Origin of the sequence: Stappia sp., from assembly GCF_048268045.1 — a bacterium.
Taxonomy (GTDB): domain Bacteria; phylum Pseudomonadota; class Alphaproteobacteria; order Rhizobiales; family Stappiaceae; genus Stappia.
On the sequence record NZ_JBLWWG010000002.1, the window covers coordinates 22,760 to 41,557 of the forward strand.

The 18,798-nt window shown below is 66.8% G+C and carries 18 protein-coding genes; 6 read left to right on the plus strand and 12 right to left on the minus strand.

The genetic code is table 11. The features are described 5' to 3' along the window. Positions 1-81: 81 nt before the first annotated feature. From ACN0WF_RS02675 to ACN0WF_RS02700, 6 genes are all read right to left on the minus strand, one after another. Positions 82-873, minus strand: coding sequence for an ABC transporter ATP-binding protein (locus ACN0WF_RS02675; protein ID WP_417771699.1), 792 nt, complete (start codon positions 871-873; stop codon positions 82-84). A 138-nt stretch (positions 874-1,011) separates the two neighbouring features. Further along, complete coding sequence (locus ACN0WF_RS02680; RefSeq protein WP_417771237.1) at positions 1,012-1,278, minus strand: hypothetical protein; 267 nt, start codon at positions 1,276-1,278, stop codon at positions 1,012-1,014. A gap of 68 nt (positions 1,279-1,346) precedes the next feature. Then, on the minus strand, positions 1,347-2,804 hold the full coding sequence (gene hydA / locus ACN0WF_RS02685; RefSeq protein WP_417771238.1) for a dihydropyrimidinase: 1,458 nt from the start codon (positions 2,802-2,804) through the stop codon (positions 1,347-1,349). Positions 2,805-2,961: 157 nt separating this feature from the next. Then, on the minus strand, positions 2,962-4,221 hold the full coding sequence (locus ACN0WF_RS02690; RefSeq protein ID WP_417771239.1) for a Zn-dependent hydrolase: 1,260 nt from the start codon (positions 4,219-4,221) through the stop codon (positions 2,962-2,964). Between the two features lie 11 nt (positions 4,222-4,232). Then, entirely contained in the window at positions 4,233-4,520 is a 288-nt protein-coding gene (locus tag ACN0WF_RS02695) for a cupin domain-containing protein (RefSeq protein ID WP_417771240.1), read from the minus strand. Between the two features lie 4 nt (positions 4,521-4,524). Beyond that, positions 4,525-6,021, minus strand: a complete 1,497-nt coding sequence (locus tag ACN0WF_RS02700) for a CoA-acylating methylmalonate-semialdehyde dehydrogenase (protein WP_417771241.1) — start codon at positions 6,019-6,021, stop codon at positions 4,525-4,527. Positions 6,022-6,683: 662 nt separating this feature from the next. On the opposite strand from ACN0WF_RS02700, the gene ACN0WF_RS02705 reads away from it, so the two are divergent. The 3 genes from ACN0WF_RS02705 (at position 6,684) to ACN0WF_RS02715 (ending at position 8,933) form a co-directional block, all read left to right on the plus strand. Continuing rightward, positions 6,684-7,352 (plus strand): TetR/AcrR family transcriptional regulator, encoded by a 669-nt coding sequence (locus ACN0WF_RS02705; RefSeq protein ID WP_417771242.1) that lies wholly within the window; start codon positions 6,684-6,686, stop codon positions 7,350-7,352. Positions 7,353-7,354: 2 nt separating this feature from the next. Further along, on the plus strand, positions 7,355-8,017 hold the full coding sequence (gene rutR / locus ACN0WF_RS02710; RefSeq protein ID WP_417771243.1) for an HTH-type transcriptional regulator RutR: 663 nt from the start codon (positions 7,355-7,357) through the stop codon (positions 8,015-8,017). Between the two features lie 100 nt (positions 8,018-8,117). Continuing rightward, positions 8,118-8,933, plus strand: a complete 816-nt coding sequence (locus tag ACN0WF_RS02715; protein WP_417771244.1) for a lytic murein transglycosylase — start codon at positions 8,118-8,120, stop codon at positions 8,931-8,933. Here the strand turns inward: ACN0WF_RS02715 and ACN0WF_RS02720 are convergent. From ACN0WF_RS02720 to ACN0WF_RS02730, 3 genes are all read right to left on the minus strand, one after another. Continuing rightward, complete coding sequence (locus tag ACN0WF_RS02720; protein WP_417771245.1) at positions 8,927-9,901, minus strand: DMT family transporter; 975 nt, start codon at positions 9,899-9,901, stop codon at positions 8,927-8,929. The genes ACN0WF_RS02715 and ACN0WF_RS02720 overlap by 7 nt on opposite strands. Then, positions 9,898-11,208, minus strand: a complete 1,311-nt coding sequence (gene preA, locus ACN0WF_RS02725) for an NAD-dependent dihydropyrimidine dehydrogenase subunit PreA (RefSeq protein ID WP_417771246.1) — start codon at positions 11,206-11,208, stop codon at positions 9,898-9,900. The genes ACN0WF_RS02720 and preA overlap by 4 nt, the downstream gene beginning before the upstream one ends. A gap of 99 nt (positions 11,209-11,307) precedes the next feature. Continuing rightward, positions 11,308-12,660, minus strand: a complete 1,353-nt coding sequence (locus ACN0WF_RS02730) for an NAD(P)-dependent oxidoreductase (RefSeq protein WP_417771247.1) — start codon at positions 12,658-12,660, stop codon at positions 11,308-11,310. 356 nt (positions 12,661-13,016) lie between these two features. Here ACN0WF_RS02730 and maiA point away from each other — a divergent pair, with 356 nt between their 5' ends. The 3 genes from maiA (at position 13,017) to ACN0WF_RS02745 (ending at position 15,725) form a co-directional block, all read left to right on the plus strand. Next, entirely contained in the window at positions 13,017-13,661 is a 645-nt protein-coding gene (maiA, locus tag ACN0WF_RS02735) for a maleylacetoacetate isomerase (protein WP_417771248.1), read from the plus strand. Positions 13,662-13,713: 52 nt separating this feature from the next. After that, the gene (locus tag ACN0WF_RS02740) at positions 13,714-15,306 is read left to right on the plus strand and encodes a fused MFS/spermidine synthase (protein ID WP_417771249.1); all 1,593 of its coding nucleotides are present in this window, start codon (positions 13,714-13,716) and stop codon (positions 15,304-15,306) included. A 98-nt stretch (positions 15,307-15,404) separates the two neighbouring features. Beyond that, positions 15,405-15,725, plus strand: a complete 321-nt coding sequence (locus ACN0WF_RS02745; RefSeq protein WP_417771250.1) for a heavy metal-binding domain-containing protein — start codon at positions 15,405-15,407, stop codon at positions 15,723-15,725. 77 nt (positions 15,726-15,802) lie between these two features. Here ACN0WF_RS02745 and cysK read toward each other — a convergent pair whose 3' ends face one another. The 3 genes from cysK to coaBC form a co-directional block, all read right to left on the minus strand. Further along, positions 15,803-16,765 carry a cysteine synthase A gene (cysK, locus tag ACN0WF_RS02750; protein WP_417771251.1) on the minus strand — a complete coding sequence of 321 codons (963 nt, stop codon included), beginning with the start codon at positions 16,763-16,765 and terminating at the stop codon, positions 15,803-15,805. A gap of 239 nt (positions 16,766-17,004) precedes the next feature. Beyond that, positions 17,005-17,454, minus strand: coding sequence for a dUTP diphosphatase (gene dut, locus ACN0WF_RS02755; protein WP_417771252.1), 450 nt, complete (start codon positions 17,452-17,454; stop codon positions 17,005-17,007). Positions 17,455-17,527: 73 nt separating this feature from the next. After that, on the minus strand, positions 17,528-18,742 hold the full coding sequence (gene coaBC, locus ACN0WF_RS02760; protein WP_417771253.1) for a bifunctional phosphopantothenoylcysteine decarboxylase/phosphopantothenate--cysteine ligase CoaBC: 1,215 nt from the start codon (positions 18,740-18,742) through the stop codon (positions 17,528-17,530). Between the last annotated feature and the right edge of the window lie 56 nt (positions 18,743-18,798).

An 18,798-nucleotide genomic window follows, 5' to 3' on the forward strand; every position in this document is an offset into this window, starting at 1 on the left:
CGCAAAGGGCGAACGGCTCGGCGCATGCAACGTTGCCGCGGTCATGTCGCCGTTCCCGTTTCGCGACGGGTCGTCTCGACCTCAGTCCTCATAGCTGTGTCCCGCCCGCAGGCCCTCGCGAACGCGATGGGCGACCTCGAGGAATTCCGGCGTCTCGCGAATGTCGAGCGTGCGCTGGCGCGGCAGCGGACTGTCGATCACATCGTAGACCCGCCCCGGACGCGGGCAGAGCACGACGATCTTGGTCGACAGGAACACGGCCTCCGGGATCGAGTGGGTAACAAAGACGACGGTCTTGTTCGTCTTTGCCCAGAGTTTGAGCAATTGCTCGTTGAGGTGATCGCGCACGATCTCGTCAAGCGCGCCGAAGGGCTCGTCCATCAGCAGCAGGTCGGGGTCGAAGGAAAGCGCGCGGGCAATGGAGGCACGCTGCTGCATGCCGCCCGAAAGCTGCCAGGGATACTTGCGCTCGAAGCCGGAAAGATTGACCAGCTCCATGTTGCGCCGGATGCGCTCTTCCCGCTCGGCTTTCGGAAAGCCCATGATCTCCAGCGGCAGGGCGATGTTGTCGGCGATGGTGCGCCAGGGATAGAGGGCGGCGGCCTGGAAGACATAGCCGTAGGCGCGGGCGAGCCGCGCCTCGTGCGGGGTCATGCCGTTGACCGAGATCGTCCCGCCGGTCGGCTGCTCCAGATCGGCGATCACCCGCAAAAGCGTGGTCTTGCCGCATCCCGACGGACCGATGAAGGAGACGAAGTCCCCCGGCGCAACCTCCAGGTCGATGTCGGACAGCGCGTGAACCGGCCCGTCCCCGGTCTCGAAGGTCAGCGACAGATTGTCGATGTCGATGACGGGCGCGATTGCCTGTTCCATGTGTGCGGCCCCCGTTTGAGAGGTTGTCATGTCGATACGGAACTCCTCACGGCACCCCTCAACGGGAGGCTCTCAAGCCTGCACGGTGACGACACACTGGTGTTTCGCGCAGATGCATCTGCTCGCGCGCCGCCGATTTCACTCTAGCAAGATCCGACTAGCAAGATCCGAGCCAGCGTCCGGCCAGCCCGCAATCCTTGTCATGCATTCCTTGTGGGCGACGACACGGTCGAAAAATCCGACCCTGTCGCCCGACAGCAGGCTGTGACCGCGGGCGGGCACCGTCACCCAGTCCTCGTGCGGCACATGCGACTTGCGGGTCTTGTTCGGCTTCGCCAGGCACGCCGCGCGGCGTGGAAAGACCTTTGTGCCTGAGAGCAGCCAGTCGCGAACTTCGCTGAACACGAGGACCGCTTGCGCCAACGGCTCAGGATACTGCGGCGCTTTCTCCGAATAGCCTGGCATATCCCGCCTCACACACCGCTTTGCGGAATGCCCGTGCGCTCGACCTTGCGCGGCGCGGTGAGTTCCTTCCAGGTCGACAGCGCCTTGTTGACCGCCTGGAACGGCTCGCGGGCGACGAACTGGCCGTGTCCCTGTTGCGTCTTCACGGTTCCGTCCTCGATGGCGAGCTGGCCACGGGTGAGCGTGAACCGCGGCAGGCCCTTCACCTTCTGTCCCTCGAAGACATTGTAGTCGATCGACGACTGCTGGTTCGCCGCGGAGATGGTCTTCTCCTTCGCGGGGTCCCAGACCACGATGTCGGCATCCGCGCCAACGAGGATCGCGCCCTTCCTGGGGTAAAGGTTGAGGATCTTGGCGATGTTGGTCGAGGTGACGGCCACGAACTCGTTCATGGTCAGCCGGCCGGTCGCCACGCCATGGGTCCACAGCATGGGCAGCCGGTCCTCCAGCCCGCCGGTGCCGTTCGGGATCTTGGTGAAATCACCGATACCGGTGCGCTTCTGCTCCGTGGAGAAGGCGCAATGATCGGTGGCAACGCAGGACAACGACCCTGACTGCAATCCGGCCCAGAGGCTTGCCTGATGCTGCTTGTTGCGGAACGGCGGCGACATCACCCGACGTGCCGCGTGATCCCAGTCCTTGTCGAAATACTCGCTCTCGTCGAGCGTCAGATGCTGGATCAGCGGCTCGCCGTAGACGCGCTTGCCCTGCTGGCGGGCACGGCGGATCGCCTCATGACTTTCCTCGCAGGAGGTGTGCACGACATAGAGCGGAACGCCGGCCATGTCGGCGATCATGATCGCCCGGTTGGTCGCCTCGCCCTCGACCTGCGGCGGGCGGGAGTAGGCATGGGCCTCGGGACCGTTGTTTCCTTCCGCGAGAAGACGGGCGGAGAGATCGGCGACCACGTCGCCGTTCTCGGCGTGAACCAGCGGCATCGCGCCCAGCTCGGCGCAGCGCTGGAACGAGGCATACATCTCGTCGTCCTGCACCATCAGCGCGCCCTTGTAGGCCATGAAGTGCTTGAAGGTGTTGATGCCCCTCTCGCGGACGACTGTCTCCATCTCGTTGAAGACCTGCTCCCCCCACCAGGTGACCGCCATGTGGAAGGAGTAGTCGCAATTGGCGCGGGTGGACTTGTTGTCCCACATGGTCAGCGCCTCGAGCAGGGACTGGCCCGGCGCCGGCAGGCAGAAGTCGACAACCATCGTCGTGCCGCCGGCAAGGCCGGCCCGTGTGCCGCTCTCGAAGTCGTCGGAGGAATAGGTGCCCATGAAGGGCATTTCCAGATGGACATGCGGGTCGATGCCGCCCGGCATGACGTAGCAGCCGGTCGCGTCCAGCACCTCGTCGCCGGCAAGGTCGGGTCCGATCTCGACGATCACGCTGCCGTCGATCTTCACGTCGGCCTTATAGGTGAGATCGGCCGTCACGACCGTTCCGCCCTTGATCACCTTCGTTGCCATTGCCGTTCCCCTCTCTGGTCTGTTTGCGGACCTTCAGGTCCTCATGTTCCGGTCCTTGCGTCCTGGTCTTCGGCGCGTCGTCACGCCTCATCCCCTCTTCGGCTCTCCGGGACGGGATGGGCTCAGGCGGCGCCCGGCCCGCCGGGCCCTTGTTGGCTCACTCCACGATCTCCGCCGCCTCCAGCACCGCGTGCAGCAGCACGTCAGCACCGGCCTTGGCCCAGTCCCTAGTGATTTCCTCCGCCTCATTGTGCGACAGGCCGTCGACGCAGGGGCACATGATCATCGCCGTCGGCGCGACCTTGTTGACCCAGCAGGCGTCGTGGCCGGCGCCGGAGATGATGTCCATGTGGCTGTAGCCGAGCCTCTCGGCAGCACCGCGCACGGCCTTGACGCAGGTCTCGTCGAAGGTCACCGGGTCGAAATGGCCTACCGCCTCGATCTCGACGCCAAGACCGAGATCCTCGGCGATCTTCGGCGCCTTCTCCTCGAACTCCGCCTTCATGGCATCAAGCGTCGCCTGGTCGGGAGAGCGGAAATCGATGGTGAAGACCACCTTGCCCGGAATGACGTTGCGCGAGTTCGGATAGACATCGCAATGGCCGATCGCACCCACGGCGCGCGGCTGGTGCTTCATGGCGATCTCGTGGACCAGCTCGGTCATGCGCGCCATGCCGAGGCCGGCGTTCTTGCGCATCGGCATCGGCGTCGAGCCGGTGTGGCTGTCCTTGCCGGTGACCGTCACCTCCAGCCACCACAGCCCCTGGCCATGGGTAACGACGCCGATGTCCCGGCCTTCGGCTTCGAGGATCGGCCCTTGCTCGATGTGCAACTCGAACATCGCGTGGATTGCATCCTTGCGCGCGCCGACGGGCTCGTCGCCGACCCAGCCGATGCGCTTGAGTTCGTCGCCGAAACGCTTGCCCTCCGCGTCCTTGCGGTCGTAGGCCCACGCCTCCTCATGGGTGCCGGCGAAAACGCCGGAGGCCAGCATGGCGGGGGCGAAACGGGTGCCTTCCTCGTTGGTCCAGTTGGTGACGACGATGGGCCGCCTGGTCCTGATGCCGAGGTCGTTCAGCGTGCGCACCAGCTCCAGCCCGCCGAGAACGCCGAGCACGCCGTCATATTTGCCGCCCGTCGGCTGGGTATCGAGATGCGAGCCGACATAGACCGGCTTGGCGTCGGGGTCGGCCCCCTCGCGGGTCATGAACATGTTGCCCATGGTGTCGACGCCCATGGAAAGATCGGCATCCGCGCACCACTTGCGGAAAAGCGCGCGCCCTTCCTTGTCGGCGTCGGTCAGCGTCTGGCGGTTGTTGCCGCCGGCAACGCCGGGTCCGATCTTCGCCATTTCCATGAGGCTGTTCCAAAGCCGCTCGGCATCGATGCGGATGTTCTTGCCCGGTGCTGCTGCCATGACGCGCGCTCCTATTTCAGTTCGGTTTCGATAAAGGACATCGTCGCCGTGCCCTCGTTGACGACATTGTGCTCGACACCCTCGTCGCGGCGGTAGACCGTGCCGGCGGGCATGGTGACCGACCGGCTCGCGCCTCCGGGCTCCTCGAGCAGCATGTTGCATTCGCTCAGTGTCGTGATGACATAGTCCATGGCATGACGGTGCCATCCGGTCTCCGCGCCCGGTGCGAAGTCAAAGCGGGTGACGCGGACTTTCGCATCGTCGATCAGCGTCGTGGCCTGCACCTGCGGTCGACTCATGACCTCACTCCATGTTCGGGAAAGTGTAGACGGCACCGTCCTTTATGCCCGCCGGCCAGCGCGTCGTCACGGTCTTCAGGCGCGTGTTGAAGCGCACGCCCTCCTCGCCGTAGATCGAATGATCGCCGAACAGCGAGCGCTTCCAGCCGCCGAACGAGAAATAGGCGACAGGCACCGGGATCGGCACGTTGATGCCGACCATGCCCACCTCGATGCGGTCGGCGAAGGCGCGCGCGGCATCGCCGTCGCGGGTGAAGATCGCGGTGCCGTTGCCGTATTCGTGCTCGTTGATAAGATCGAGCGCTTCCTCATAGTCCTTGGCGCGCACCACCGAGAGCACAGGGCCGAAGATCTCTTCCTTGTAGATCGTCATGCCCTTCGCCACGCGGTCGAACAAGGTTCCACCGACGAAATAGCCGTTCTCGTAGCCCTGCAGGGAGAAGCCGCGCCCGTCGACGAGAAGCTCGGCGCCCTCCTTCTCGCCCTGGTCGATATAGGACAGCACCTTGCGCATGTGCGCCTCGGTGACGACGGGACCCATCTCGGCGTCCTTGTCGGTCGCGGGACCGATCTTCAGCGCCTGCACGCGGGGAACCAGCTTCTCGACCAGCGCGTCAGCGGTCTTCTCGCCGATGGGAACGGCAACCGAGATCGCCATGCAGCGCTCTCCGGCCGAGCCGTAGCCCGCGCCCATCAGCGCGTCCGCCGCCTGGTCCATGTCGGCGTCCGGCATCACGATCATGTGGTTCTTGGCACCACCCAGCGCCTGCACCCGCTTTCCGTTCGCCGTGCCGGTCGTATAGACATATTCGGCGATCGGCGTGGAGCCGACGAAGGAGACGGCCTTGACGTCGCGGTGGGTCAGCAGCACATCGACGGCTTCCTTGTCGCCGTGAACGACATTGAGAACACCTTCGGGGAAGCCGGCCTCTCGGAACAGGTCATAGACTGCCATGACAGCGGAGGGATCGCGCTCCGACGGCTTCAGGACGAACGTGTTCCCGCAGGCGACCGAGATCGGATACATCCACAAGGGCACCATCGCCGGGAAGTTGAACGGCGTGATGCCGGCGACGACACCAAGCGGCTGGCGGTCGGAATAGCTGTCGATGGCCGGCCCGACATTGCGGGCAAACTCGCCCTTCAGCAGATGCGGAATGCCGCAGGCGAATTCCACCACCTCGATGCCGCGCGCGATCTCGCCAAGCGCGTCGTCATGGGTCTTGCCGTGCTCCGCCGAGATTGCCCTGGCGATGTCGTCGGCATGGGCGGTGAGCAATTCCTTGAAGCGGAACATGCAGCGCGCGCGCTTCAGCGGCGGCGTGTCGCGCCAGGCCGGAAAGGCCGCGCTGGCGGCGGCGATCGCCTCCGCGACCTCATCGGCGGTGGAAAGCGGCAGCGTCGCCGTGCGCTCACCGGTCGCCGGGTTGAACACCCCTTGCGTACGGGTCGAGCGGGAGACGACGCGCCGGCCGCCGATGGCGTTTTCGATGGTTGTCATGAATTCAGGTCCAGGCTTGCCGGCCCGCACCGGTCACCGGCGGTCCCGCGGGCCCCGCCGCGTGCGCCGGCGGCGAACCGCGATGTCTTCTTGAATGGAGTGCGTGCCGCGAACGGCGGCCCGAAGGCGTCGGACTTGCTGCTGGCGGATGCCGGCTGCGACATGAACCCTCCCTCGGACGGGCCTGCCACGCGGCAGGCGTCCCGTTGTCACGGGGCGACGGATCGACAGGATAGCGCCACGCCGGGGCAGGTTGCCCCCGGGCCAGCCATGCGTCAGCAATCCCGCGCGAAGTCGACCTTCGCAGCGAAGCCTGACACGACCGTACGGACAATGCCGAAAGGCCGCTCCGTTCCCCTTCATCGCCGCGCGCGACAAGCAATTCCGCCTGCAGGCGCGGCCCAGCCCTCGCAAGATGCTTTGCGAAGACGGTGATCTGGAAGATGCGGCCCCGATCTTTTGTGCCAGTCTACTCTGGCCGCCGGTGGTCCGCAGCGTCTTGACCATTGCGCCAGGGTGAAAAACCTGACCAAATGGTCAAATCGAGCGTAGAAAGGCCTGACCATCCGGTCAAGATCAATTTTTCAGCCTGCCTGCAAATTTGGCGGTCACCGCGTCCTCCGGACCGGCCGGGCAGGCGCAAGGCGACGGCGCGAGGCGCGATGCAGGACACGCAGCGGACACACAAGAGCGCGATCAGGGAAGAAAACGAGCGCGCCATCCTGAAGGCGGCGGAGGAGGTCTTCGCCGAAAGCGGGTTCCGGGGCGCAACGACGGGCATGATCGCCGACCGCGCCGGCATTCCCAAGGCCAACCTGCACTATTATTTCCCGACGAAGGAGACGCTCTACCGCCGGGTGGTGGAGCGCATATTCAACATCTGGCTCGAGGCGGCGAACTCCTTCGACGAAAACGACGACCCGGTCGAGGCGCTGACCTCCTACATCGCCAAGAAGATGGACATCTCGCGCGCCCACCCGATGGGCTCCAAGGTCTGGGCCAACGAGATCCTGCACAAGGCACCGGTGATTCAGGACTATCTGGAGACGACCCTGCGCGACTGGACCGCCTCGCGCGTCGCGGTGATCGAGCGCTGGATCGCGCAAGGGCGCCTCGCGCCGGTCGATCCGCGCTATCTTCTCTACATGATCTGGTCGACAACGCAGCATTATGCGGACTTCAATCACCAGATCGACACGCTGAACGGCGGCCAACCGCTCTCCGATGCGCAGTTCGAGGCGGCGAAGCGCACGGTAACCGGCATCATCCTGACCGGCATCGGCGCAACGACGGCGGTCCCGGCACGATGTCAGGCAGTCAAGGAAAGCTGAGAATGGACGGCCCCCTCATCCCCGAAGACGCGCAGACCGCGCAAGACGAGGCGCCGCGCACCCGCATCCAGGAGCGCAACCGGGCGAAGATCCTCGACGCCGCCCTCGGCACGTTTTCGCGCTTCGGCTATCGCGGCGCCCGAGTCGACCAGATCGCCGAGGATGCCGGCATGTCGAAGTCGAACCTGCTCTATTATTTCGGCTCCAAGTCGGCGATCTACAAGGCGGTGCTGGCCGATCTGCTCGACCGCTGGCTGGCGCCCTTGCGCACCCTCGACCCGGACGGCGATCCGCGCCGCGAGCTGACCTCCTACATCGAGGCGAAGCTCCGCTTTTCCGCCGAATATCCGGAGGCCTCGCGCCTCTTCGCCAATGAGGTGATGCAGGGCGCGCCGATGATCCGCGACGTGCTGGAGGGGCCACTGAAGGCGCTGGTCGACGAGAAATCCGAGGTTTTGCGCCACTGGGCCGAAAAGGGGCTGATCCGCGACGTCGACCCTCCGCATCTCATCTTCCTGATCTGGGCGACGACCCAGCATTATGCCGATTTCGCCACCCAGATCGCCGCCGTCACCGGAACCGGGATCGATGATGCCGCCTTCCGCCGCTCGGCGCTCGACACGCTGACCGGCCTGATCTTCGAAGGTCTCGCCCCGCGCGCGTGACGCCGCGTCGCGCCGCTTGATCTTGCACCGCTGGCCGGTATCCTCTGCCTCATCGCCAAAGCCGGACGGATCTCCCGCCGGCTCCGAAACGGGAGCGCCCATGCGCAAGGTCCTGATTGCCGCCGGCCTGGTCTGCAGTCTTCTCAGTCTTTCCAGCGGCGTAGCCATGGCCGCACGCTGCGGCAACAATGCCGCCGGCTTTCCCCGCTGGCTCGAGGACTTCAAGCGCGAGGCGGTCGCCGCCGGCATCTCGAAGCGGACCGTCAGCTCCGCGCTCGATGGCATGGCCTACAACAGCAAGGTCATCCGGCTCGACCGCAACCAGAAATCCTTCAAGCTCTCCTTCGAGAAGTTCCTGGCCCGACGCGCCCCGCCCTCGACCATCGCCATCGGCAAGCGCCGGCTGAAGCAGCACTGGAACACGCTCGACCGCGTGGAGCGCAAATACGGCGTGCAGAAGGAGGTGATCGTCTCCATCTGGGGGCTGGAATCCGGCTTCGGCGGCTTCATGGGCAACATTCCGGTGTTCTCGTCGCTGTCGTCGCTCGCCTACGACTGCCGCCGGTCGAAGTTCTTCACCAACGAGCTGATGAGCGCCCTGCAGATCGCCGATCGCGGCTACATGCGCATCCCGGAGATGAAGGGGGCCTGGGCCGGTGAAATAGGCCAGACCCAGTTCCTTGCCTCAAGCTACCTGCGTTTTGCGGTCGACTTCGACGGCGACGGACGGCCGAACCTGATCCGCAGCCCCGCCGATGTCTTCGCCTCGACGGCGAACTTCCTGCGCCAGCACGGCTGGCAGAAGGGCGGCGACTGGTCGCCTGGCACCCACAACTACGGGGTACTGAAGGACTGGAACCGGGCGGAGGTCTACCGCAAGACCATCGCCTATTTCGCCAGTCAGTTGCGTCAGTAGCGGCGCAGCGCGGAGGCGCGCTGGAGAACGAGCGTCGCCAGCCCGGTGACCAGGACGCCGACGAGCGTCCAGCCCCCGGGCCAGTCCGCCCCGAAGACCAGCGCGGATTCCAGCAACACGAAGCTCGGCAGGAGATAGGTGTAGGCCATCACCGGCCCGGCCGGCAGCCGCAAGCTGGCGTAGGTCGCGAGAAAGAAGCTTGCCGCGGTCGGGAACACCGCGAGGTAGACGATGCCGAGATAGACCCCGGCAGGCACCATGCTCCACTCGGTTTCGCCAAGCGAGCGCCCTCCGTAGGCAAAGAGCAGCACCGCGCCGGTGACGATGATGCGGAAATTGAAGAGCGTCAGCGGCTCGCCTTGGTTCAGCAGCCGCATCAAGGGGGCGTAGAAGGCGTAGGCGGCGACGCCGACCACGAAGATCGCCTCCCCCTTGCCCAGTTCCAGGCGTCCCAGCCGCGAGAGATCCTCGCCGAAGAGCACGAGGAGCGCGCCGACCGCGCCCAGCGCCAGGCAGAAGAGCTGGCGGCGCGAAACCTTCTGGCGCAGCATGACGAAGCCGGCGAGCGTGGTGAAGGCGGGCAGCAGCGTGAACACCGCGCCGGCATTGAGCGCGCTGGTGGTGCGCAACGCCTCGAACATGGTCACGAAGAAGATATCGAGCGACAGGGCGATGACCAGATAGACCGGGATGCGCCGGATCTGCAGCGGCCGCCATTCGCCGCGCAACGTAACAAGAACGGCGAAGACGACGGCAGCGAGAGAGAAGCGAAGACCCGTCAGCACCGCCGGATCGAGACTTGCCGTGATTGCGTGACCGATCGGAAACGAGGTCGAGACGAGAAAGGCGAAGCCCAGCATGGCGAGATGGGCAAGGCCGGCCTCGCCGTCCGCGCCGGAGACAGTCCCCGGAGTGGCGGCGCCAGGAGCGCCGCCACCGGCTTGCCGGGGGAAGGCCCCCCGTCTCACTCGGCCGCTTCCATCACCCGGTTGGGGTTGTTCGGGTGGGTCGTCCAGTTGGCATAGTCCGGGTCGATGGCCTTGCCGGTGCGCGGATCCGTTCCATCGACCAGCTGCTCCATGGTGATGCAATCCTCGACCGGGCACACCGAGACGCAAAGATTGCAGCCGACGCATTCCTCATCGATCACCTCGAAGTGCCGCAGGCCGTCCTTCGTCGCGGTGATCGCCTGATGGGATGTGTCCTCGCAGGCGATGTGACAGCGGCCGCACTGGATGCAGGCGTCCTGGTCGATGCGCGCCTTGACCACATAGTTGAGGTTGAGCTGCTGCCAGTCCGAGACATTGGGCACCGCCTTGCCGACGAAATCGTCGATGCAGCCATAGCCCTTCTCTTCCATCCAGTCGGAAAGACCGTCGATCATGTCCTCGACGATGCGGAAGCCATAGGTCATGGCGGCGGTGCAGACCTGCACCGTGCCCGCGCCAAGCGCCATGAATTCGGCAGCATCGCGCCAGTTGGTGACGCCGCCGATGCCGGAGATCGGCATGCCACGGGTCGCGGGATCGCGGGCGATCTCGGCCACCATGTTGAGCGCGATGGGTTTCACCGCCGGGCCGCAGTAGCCCCCGTGGGCACCGCGTCCGTCGATCACCGGCGAAGGCGACATCCGGTCGAGGTCGACCGCGACGATGGAGTTGATGGTGTTGATCAGCGACACGGCGTCCGCCCCGCCGGCATGCGCGGCCCGCGCCGGTCCGCGGATGTCGGTGATGTTGGGCGTCAGCTTGACGATCACCGGCATCCGGGTGTGCTGCTTGCACCAGCGCGCCACCATCTCGATGTATTCGGGCACCTGCCCGACGGCCGATCCCATGCCGCGCTCCGACATGCCGTGCGGGCAGCCGAAGTTGAGCTCGACGCCATCGGCCTCGGTTTCCTCGACGCGTCTGAGGATGTCGATCCAGTTCTGCTCCTCGCACGGCACCATCAGCGACACCACCATCGCCCGATCGGGCCAGTCGCGCTTGACGCGCTTGATCTCGCGCAGGTTCACCTCGAGCGGACGGTCGGTGATGAGCTCGATATTGTTGAACCCGACGAGGTTGCGGTCGCGCCCGTGGATTGCGCCGTAGCGCGGGCCGTTGACGTTGACCACGGGCGGATCCTCGCCCAGCGTCTTCCAGACGACGCCGCCCCAGCCGGCCTTGAAGGCCCGCACGACGTTGTATTCCTTGTCCGTCGGCGGCGCCGAGGCCAGCCAGAAGGGGTTCGGCGACTTGATGCCGAGGAAATTGCTCCGAAGATCAGCCATTGTCTTGTCTCCCCACGTCTTGTTCGGGGGTGAAAAGGGATGGCGGCAGGCGCTCGTGCCAAGGGACGGGCCCGCCGCGAAAGCGGTCGCGCGGCTCCCTCAGGCGGAGAGGCTCGCATGGATGGCCTGCGCGGCGATCTTGCCGTCCTCGACGGCCGCGACCGTCAGGTCGTCGCCGCCTGCGATGCAGTCGCCACCCGCCCACACGTTCGCAAGCGAGGTGCGGCGGTCTTCGTCGACCATGATGCGCCCGTCCTCGAGCGCCGGTGCGTCGGCGGCGAGCGGATCGGCGACAAAACTCTGGCCGATCGCCTTGAACACCTGGTCCGCTTCCAGCGTGACGGTCTCGCCCGTGCCGGCGAGCCGGCCTGAGGCATCGACGGCGGTACGCTCGAGCGCGATGGCGCGGACATGGCCGCCGGCTCCGATCAGCCGGGCCGGACGCAGCCATTCGCGGATGATGACGCCGTTGGTCAGCGCCACTTCCTGCTCGTAGGGGCTGGCCTTCATGGCCTCGCGGTCGCGGCGATAGGCGATGGTGACCTCCTCCGCGCCGAGCCGCTTCGCCTGCACGGCGATGTCGATGGCGGTCATGCCGCCGCCGATCACCACCACCTTGCGACCGATGGGAAGGCTGGCGAGATCCGCCGTCTGACGCAGGCCGGCGATGTAGTCGACCGCGTCGAGAACACCCGAAAGCGTCTCGCCCTCGACCTTGAGCGCATTGACGCCGGCAAGACCCATGCCGAGGAACACGGCATCGAAATCCTGCCTCAGCCCGGCAAGCGTCAGATCGCGGCCGAGCGCCTTGCCACAGTCGATGCCGATGCCGCCGATGGCGGCGACGAAGGCAACCTCCCTCTGCGCGAAATCATCGGTCGTCTTGTAGGCGGCGATGCCGTACTCGCTGAGCCCGCCCGGCTTCTCGCGTGCCTCGAACACCGTCACCTCATGGCCGTGGCGCGCCAGCGCATGGGCACAGGAGAGCCCCGCCGGTCCCGCGCCGACGACGGCGACACGCCTGCCGGTCGCGGCGGCGCGCTCGAACGGGTGGCGGTCCGGGTCGGAGAGATAGATGTCGGTCGCATGGCGCTGAAGCAGGCCGATCTGCACCGGCCGGTCCTCCGCAAGATTGCGGACACAGGCCTCCTCGCACAGTGTCTCCGTCGGACAGACGCGGGCGCACATGCCACCCAGGATATTCTCCGCGAAGATCGTCTTCGCCGATCCCACCGGATTTCCGGTCGAGATCTGGCGAATGAACTTGGGGATGTCGATCGAGGTCGGACAGGCGATGGTGCAGGGCGCATCGTAGCAGAAATAGCAGCGATCCGCCTCGACACGCGCCTCGTGGACGCCCAGCGGCGGGTGCAGGTCGTCGAAATTGTCGAGATAATCGTCGGCCGTCAGGCGCCCGGAGCGGACGTCAGGGGCCGTGAGTACGTCAGCCATGGCTGCACCTCCACGATGGCCGGCTGACCGCGCGTCGCGCGCGGGCGGGCGGCACATGGTTCTCCTCTGGGGCGCGGGGACGAGGGAAGGATGCTCCGCCGCGCCGACTTCTGCGGCATCCGCGACACGGGCGGATGCCTGCTCTGGCGATTGCAGACGGCGCTTCCTCATTGATCGGGAAATCGTCCGCCTTTCGGCATTGGGCCGAGTTTTGACCAAATAGTCAAATTTTTTGTCGCCCCCTTCACGCAGCGGCAGGAGCAAGAGCACACTTGGCCCGGCCCGCCGGCCCGTGTAGTTCCCACCGGGAGCGCGCGTCGCACGACGCGCAAGATCCCGCGAGCGGAAGGAAAGACATGAGCACTCCCGTCCTCCACGACTACTGGCGTTCCTCGGCGAGCTACCGGGTGCGGATTGCGCTCAACCTGCTTGGTATCGCCTATGACGCCGCGCCCGTGAACCTGCTGACCGGCGCTCATCGCGCCGCCCCGCATCTGGCGCGCAATCCGCAGGGCCTTGTGCCCGCCCTCGACATCGACGGACGGACGATGACCCAGTCGCTGGCGATCATCGAATATCTGCACGAGACCCGCGACGGCAGCAGCCTGCTTCCCGCCGACGCCCTCGGCCGCCAACGGGTGCGGGCGCTGTCCCATGTCATTGCCATGGAGATCCATCCGGTCTGCAACCTGTCCGTTGCCTCCCGCGTCAAGGAGCTGGCCGGAGGCGCCGACGAGGTGCGCGTCGACTGGATGAAGGAACACATCGGCAGCGGGCTCACTGCCCTCGAGACGATGCTCCAGGACGGTGGTTCGGGACGGTTCTGCCACGGCGACACGCCGACCCTGGCCGACCTTTGCCTGGTGCCTCAGGTCTACAACGCGCGCCGCTGGGGCGTCGATCTGACGGCCATGCCGGCAATCGTGGCGATCGACGCCGCCTGCGCCGAGCTGGAGGCTTTCGCCGCCGCCCATCCGGACCGGATCGGCGCTCCGGCCTGATCACGCGCAAAGCTGCTTCCCGGCCCGCTCGGGCCGGGATAGGCTTGCCGCCATGACGCGTAATCCAGACATCGAGGCGGCCGGGCCGCGCGCCTCCGCCCCTCCCGTCGTGACCCCGACGACCGGCCCGCGAATTTCGTTCGCCTTCCTGCTTCTGGCGCAATTCGTCGTCGCGGCGGCAGGGCTCGTCGTCGAGATCGTCGCCGGGCGCATGCTTGCCCCTTATGTCGGCATGTCGCTCTACACCTGGACCGCGGTGATCGCGGTGGTGCTCGCCGGCTTTTCCGCCGGCCACTGGGCGGGCGGGCTCGTCGCCGACAGGCCGGCGCGCTCCGGCCTGCTGTGGCTCTCGGCTTCCGCCGCCTTCGGCGCGATCGCCACGGCCGCGGCGCTGCCGCTTCTCGTTCTGGTCTCGGGCCCGCTGCTCTCGCGGATCGACGATCCGGTCGGCGGCATCGTCGCGCTGAGCGCGGCGCTCTTCTTCCTGCCCTCGTTTGCCGCCGGCATTCCCTCGCCGATCCTCGCCCGCCTCGCCATCGAGGACAGGGCGCGCAGCGGTCGCGCCCTCGGGGCCTTGCACGCGGTCTCCGCCATCGGCGCCATCGCCGGAACGCTCGCCGCCGGCTATCTCTTCATCTCGTGGCTCGGCACCGCGCGAACACTGATCGCGGTCGCCGTCATCTATGCGCTTCTGGCCATTCTCACGCTCGCGGTGGCGCGGCGCGCAGGCCCCGGCCCCTCGGCGACCCCCGCGGTGGCGCTGTCACTCATCGCCCTTGCCATCGCCGCCGTCGCTCCGGCGACCGCGACCCGCGCCTGTGACGTGGAAAGCCGCTATTACTGCATCCGCGCCCTCGACATCTCCGACCAGTTCAACGCGCCGACAAAGGTGATGGTGATCGACCATCTCGGCCATGGCATCAACGTCATCGGCGAGCCGCGCCGTCTCGAGATGCCCTATGCGGCGATCATCGACGCCGTTGCGCGCCGGCGCCTCGGCGACACGCCCACGTCAGCCTATTTCGTCGGCGGTGGAGCACTGACGCTGCCGCGTGCCTGGACCACCGAGGGTGCGCGCAAGGGGCTCGTCGTCGCCGAGATCGACCCGGAGGTGACCCGCGTGGCAGCGGCAGGCTTCGACGTCGACCCCGCCCGCTTCACCGTGCGCCACGGCGACGCCCGCCGCCTGCTGCGCGCGGAGGGCGGCTTCCAGATCATCGTCGGCGACGCCTTCACCGACATCGCGGTGCCCGCCCATCTGGTGACGCGGGAGTTCTATGCCGAGATCGCCGGCCATCTCGGAGCGGACGGCTTCTACGCCATGAACCTCATCGACCACATGGACAGGCTGCAGGCGCTGGCGGCCACCGTGCGCACGCTGCGTGCCGTCTTTCCCGTCGTAGAGGTCTGGGTGGAGGCAGAGGATTTCACCGCCGGCGGGCGCACCACCTTCGTACTGGTCGCCGGCCGCTCGGCGACCGAAACCGGCCGCATGGCGCTCCCGCCAACCGCAGCGGGGACCTCGCCACGGATCATCGGACGGATGCCTGAGGAGAGGATCGACCGTCTGGTCGCGCGCCTCGACCCACCGGTCCTCACCGACGATTACGTGCCCATCGACCGACTGATGGGCCCGGGGAGCTGACGACGCATCGCGCGCCGTCTTGACCGGGCCGACCGGCAACGCCATCTCAGCCGGGCCGGATACACGATGCAATCCGGCGCACCGCAAGAGGAGACGACATGCTGGTCACCACAACCAATACGCTTCAGGGCCGTGAGATCGCCGACTACAAGGGCATCGTCACGGGCGAGGCCATCCTCGGCGCCAACATCTTCAAGGATCTCTTCGCCGGCATCCGCGACATTGTCGGCGGCCGCTCCGCCGCCTATGAGGAAGAACTGGGCAAGGCCCGCGAGATCGCGCTGCATGAACTGCAGCAGCGGGCGGCGCATCTTGGCGCCAATGCGGTGATCGGGGTCGATCTCGATTATGAGACGGTCGGCCAGAGCGGCTCCATGCTGATGGTCAGCGCCACGGGAACCGCCGTCGTCGTTCGCTAGTCCCGCCTGCGGAAACGACAGCGGCGGGGCCGTTTCCGACCCCGCCGCCACATGTCCGGCAATGCCGTCCGACCGGCTTACTCCAGTCCGTCGAACAGCGCCGTCGAGAGATAACGCTCGGCGAAGGACGGGATGATCACGACGATGCGCTTGCCCTTCATGTCGGGACGGGCGCCGACCTTGAGCGCGGCCGCGAGCGCCGCGCCGGAGGAAATGCCGACCGGCAGGCCCTCGACCCGCGCCACCTTGCGGGCCATCTCGAAGGACTCGTCATTCCCGATCTTGACCACCTCGTCATAGACCTTGGTGTTGAGAACGCCCGGCACGAAGCCGGCGCCGATGCCCTGGATCTTATGCGGGCCGGGGTTGCCGCCGGACAGGACAGGGCTGTCCTCGGGCTCGACCGCGACCACATGCAGGTCCGGGTTCTTCTCCTTCAGCACCTCGCTGACGCCGGTGATGGTGCCGCCGGTGCCAATGCCGGACACGAAGACGTCGACATTGCCGCCAGTGTCGTTCCAGATCTCGAGCGCGGTGGTGCGGCGGTGGATCGCCGGATTGGCCGGGTTCTCGAACTGCTGCGGCATCACCGCGCCCTCGATCTCCGCAACCATCTCCGCGGCGCGCGCGATGGCGCCCTTCATGCCCTTCGGCCCCTCGGTCAGTTCAAGCTCGGCGCCGAGCAGCTTCAGCATCTTGCGGCGCTCGATCGACATGGTCTCCGGCATCACCAGAATCAGCCGGTAACCGCGCGCGGCTGCAACAAAAGCAAGCGCGATGCCGGTGTTGCCCGAGGTCGGCTCGACGAGCGTGGTCTTGCCGGGCACGATCTTGCCCTCGGCTTCCAGCGCGTCGATCATCGACACGCCGATACGGTCCTTGACGCTGGAGATCGGATTGAAGAACTCGAGCTTGGCCAGGATCTCGGCCTCGACGCCTGCGTCCTTCGCCAGCCTGTCGAGCCGCACGAGCGGCGTATCGCCGATGGTGTCGGTGATCGAGGCATAGATCCGGCCACGGCCGGGGGTACGATCGCTCATGTCAGGCTCCCTTCCGGCGCGCAGGCGCTGCACGCTCGCACGCGCGCTCCGCGCGTTTCATGTGCGCACAATGTAGGGCGCGCGCGCCGGCCTGACGAGACCTGACAACAGTCCGCTTGCGCAACGCGACGCAATCACGTTCCACAAATCACGGAAAAACCAGAACAGGTTTGCTGAAATCCCGGAAACTCGACGGCCCGACGGCGCAGGCGTTGCGCCGCCGGGCCGTGGCGGAAACCTCAGCGGTGACCGGTGGAGCCGAACCCGCCGGTGCCGCGCGCTGTATCGTCCAGCGCCTCGACCTCGGTCAGTTCGGCCCGCGAAACCGGAGCGACGATCATCTGGGCAATGCGGTCGCCGCGTTCGACGACGAAGGTCTCATGGCCCAGATTGATCAGGATCACCTTGATCTCGCCGCGGTAGTCCGGGTCGATCGTCCCGGGCGTGTTGAGCACGGTGACGCCGTTGCGGCTGGCAAGCCCCGAACGCGGGCGCACCTGCGCCTCCGTGCGCGGCGGCAGGGCGATGGCAATGCCCGTCGGCACCAGCGCGCGCGCGCCGGGCACGATCTTCACCGGTGCGTCGACGGCGGCGAGCAGGTCCATCCCCGCCGCCTCGTCGCTCTGGTAGGAGGGCAGCGGCAGGTCGGCACCATGGGGCAGGCGACGCACTTGGACAGGCACGGTCATCGGCGGAAAATCCTCGTTGAAGGCGCCGGCACGCGGCGCGGCGAAAGATGTGGAGAGGGCGACGGCTGGAGGCTCAGAGCGTCCGAAGCCTTGCTGCGATTTCCTCGACGAGACGGCGGGCGACCTCGTCCTTGGGCAACGTCGGCCAGTCGACCACCCCGTCGCGGGAAACGAGACGGACAGTGTTGGCGTCACCGCCCATGACCCCGGTTTCCGGCGAAACATCGTTGGCGACGATCATGTCGGCACGCTTGCGGTCGAGCTTGGCCATGGCGTTCTCGATCACCGTGTCCGTCTCGGCGGCAAAGCCGACGACCAGGCGCGGGCGCAGGGTGGCGTGGTGGCCGATGGTGGCGAGAATGTCCGGATTCTCGGCAAGCGGCAGCGTCGGAACCGCGCCGCTTCCATCCTTCTTGATCTTGCGGCCGCTCTCGCTCTCCACCCGCCAATCGGCAACGGCGGCGGCCATCACGGCGACGTCGGCGGGAAGCGCCGCATCGACCGCCGCCAGCATCTGGCGGGCGGTCTCGACCCGCACCACCGTCACGCCCGGCGGATCTGGCAGGGCAACTGGGCCGGAAACCAGCGTGACGCGCGCCCCCGCACGCGCCATCCAGCCGGCGATGGCATGCCCCTGCTTGCCGGAGGAGCGATTGGCGAGGTAGCGCACCGGATCGATCGGTTCATGGGTCGGGCCGGAGGTGATCAGCACATGGCGGCCGGCCAGCCCCTCGACCGGCGGGGCGAGCAGCGCCTCGAGCGCGGCCGTGATTTCCAGCGGCTCGGCCATGCGGCCGGTTCCCGCCTCGCCCGTTTCCGCCATCTCGCCCGCATTGGGGCCGACAAGGCGCGCGCCGTCGGCGGTGAGTTGCATCACGTTGCGCCGGGTCGCCGGGTGGGACCACATGGCGGGGTTCATGGCGGGCGCCAGCAGCAACGGCAGCTTGGAGGCAAGCAGCACGGCACCGGCGAGATCGCCGGCAAGGCCGCTCGCCATCTTCGCCATCATGTCGGCGGTCGCCGGCGCGACCACGATCGCATCCGCCTCGCGGGCAAGGCGGATGTGGCCGACATCATGTTCGGCGTCCCGGTCGAAGAGCTCGGTGAAGACCTTGTCACCGGTCAGCGCGCCCACCGATAGCGGCGTGACAAACCGGCAGGCGCCCTCGGTCATGATGCAGCGCACCCTCGCGCCGCGCTCGCGCAGCCGGCGGATCAGATCGAGGCTCTTGTAGGCGGCAATGCCGCCACCGATCACGAGCAGGATACGGGTATCGGCAAGGCTCACCGTGCGTTCTCCATTGCTTTCAGGCACGCAGGCTGCCGCCCGAGCACGGGCGACAC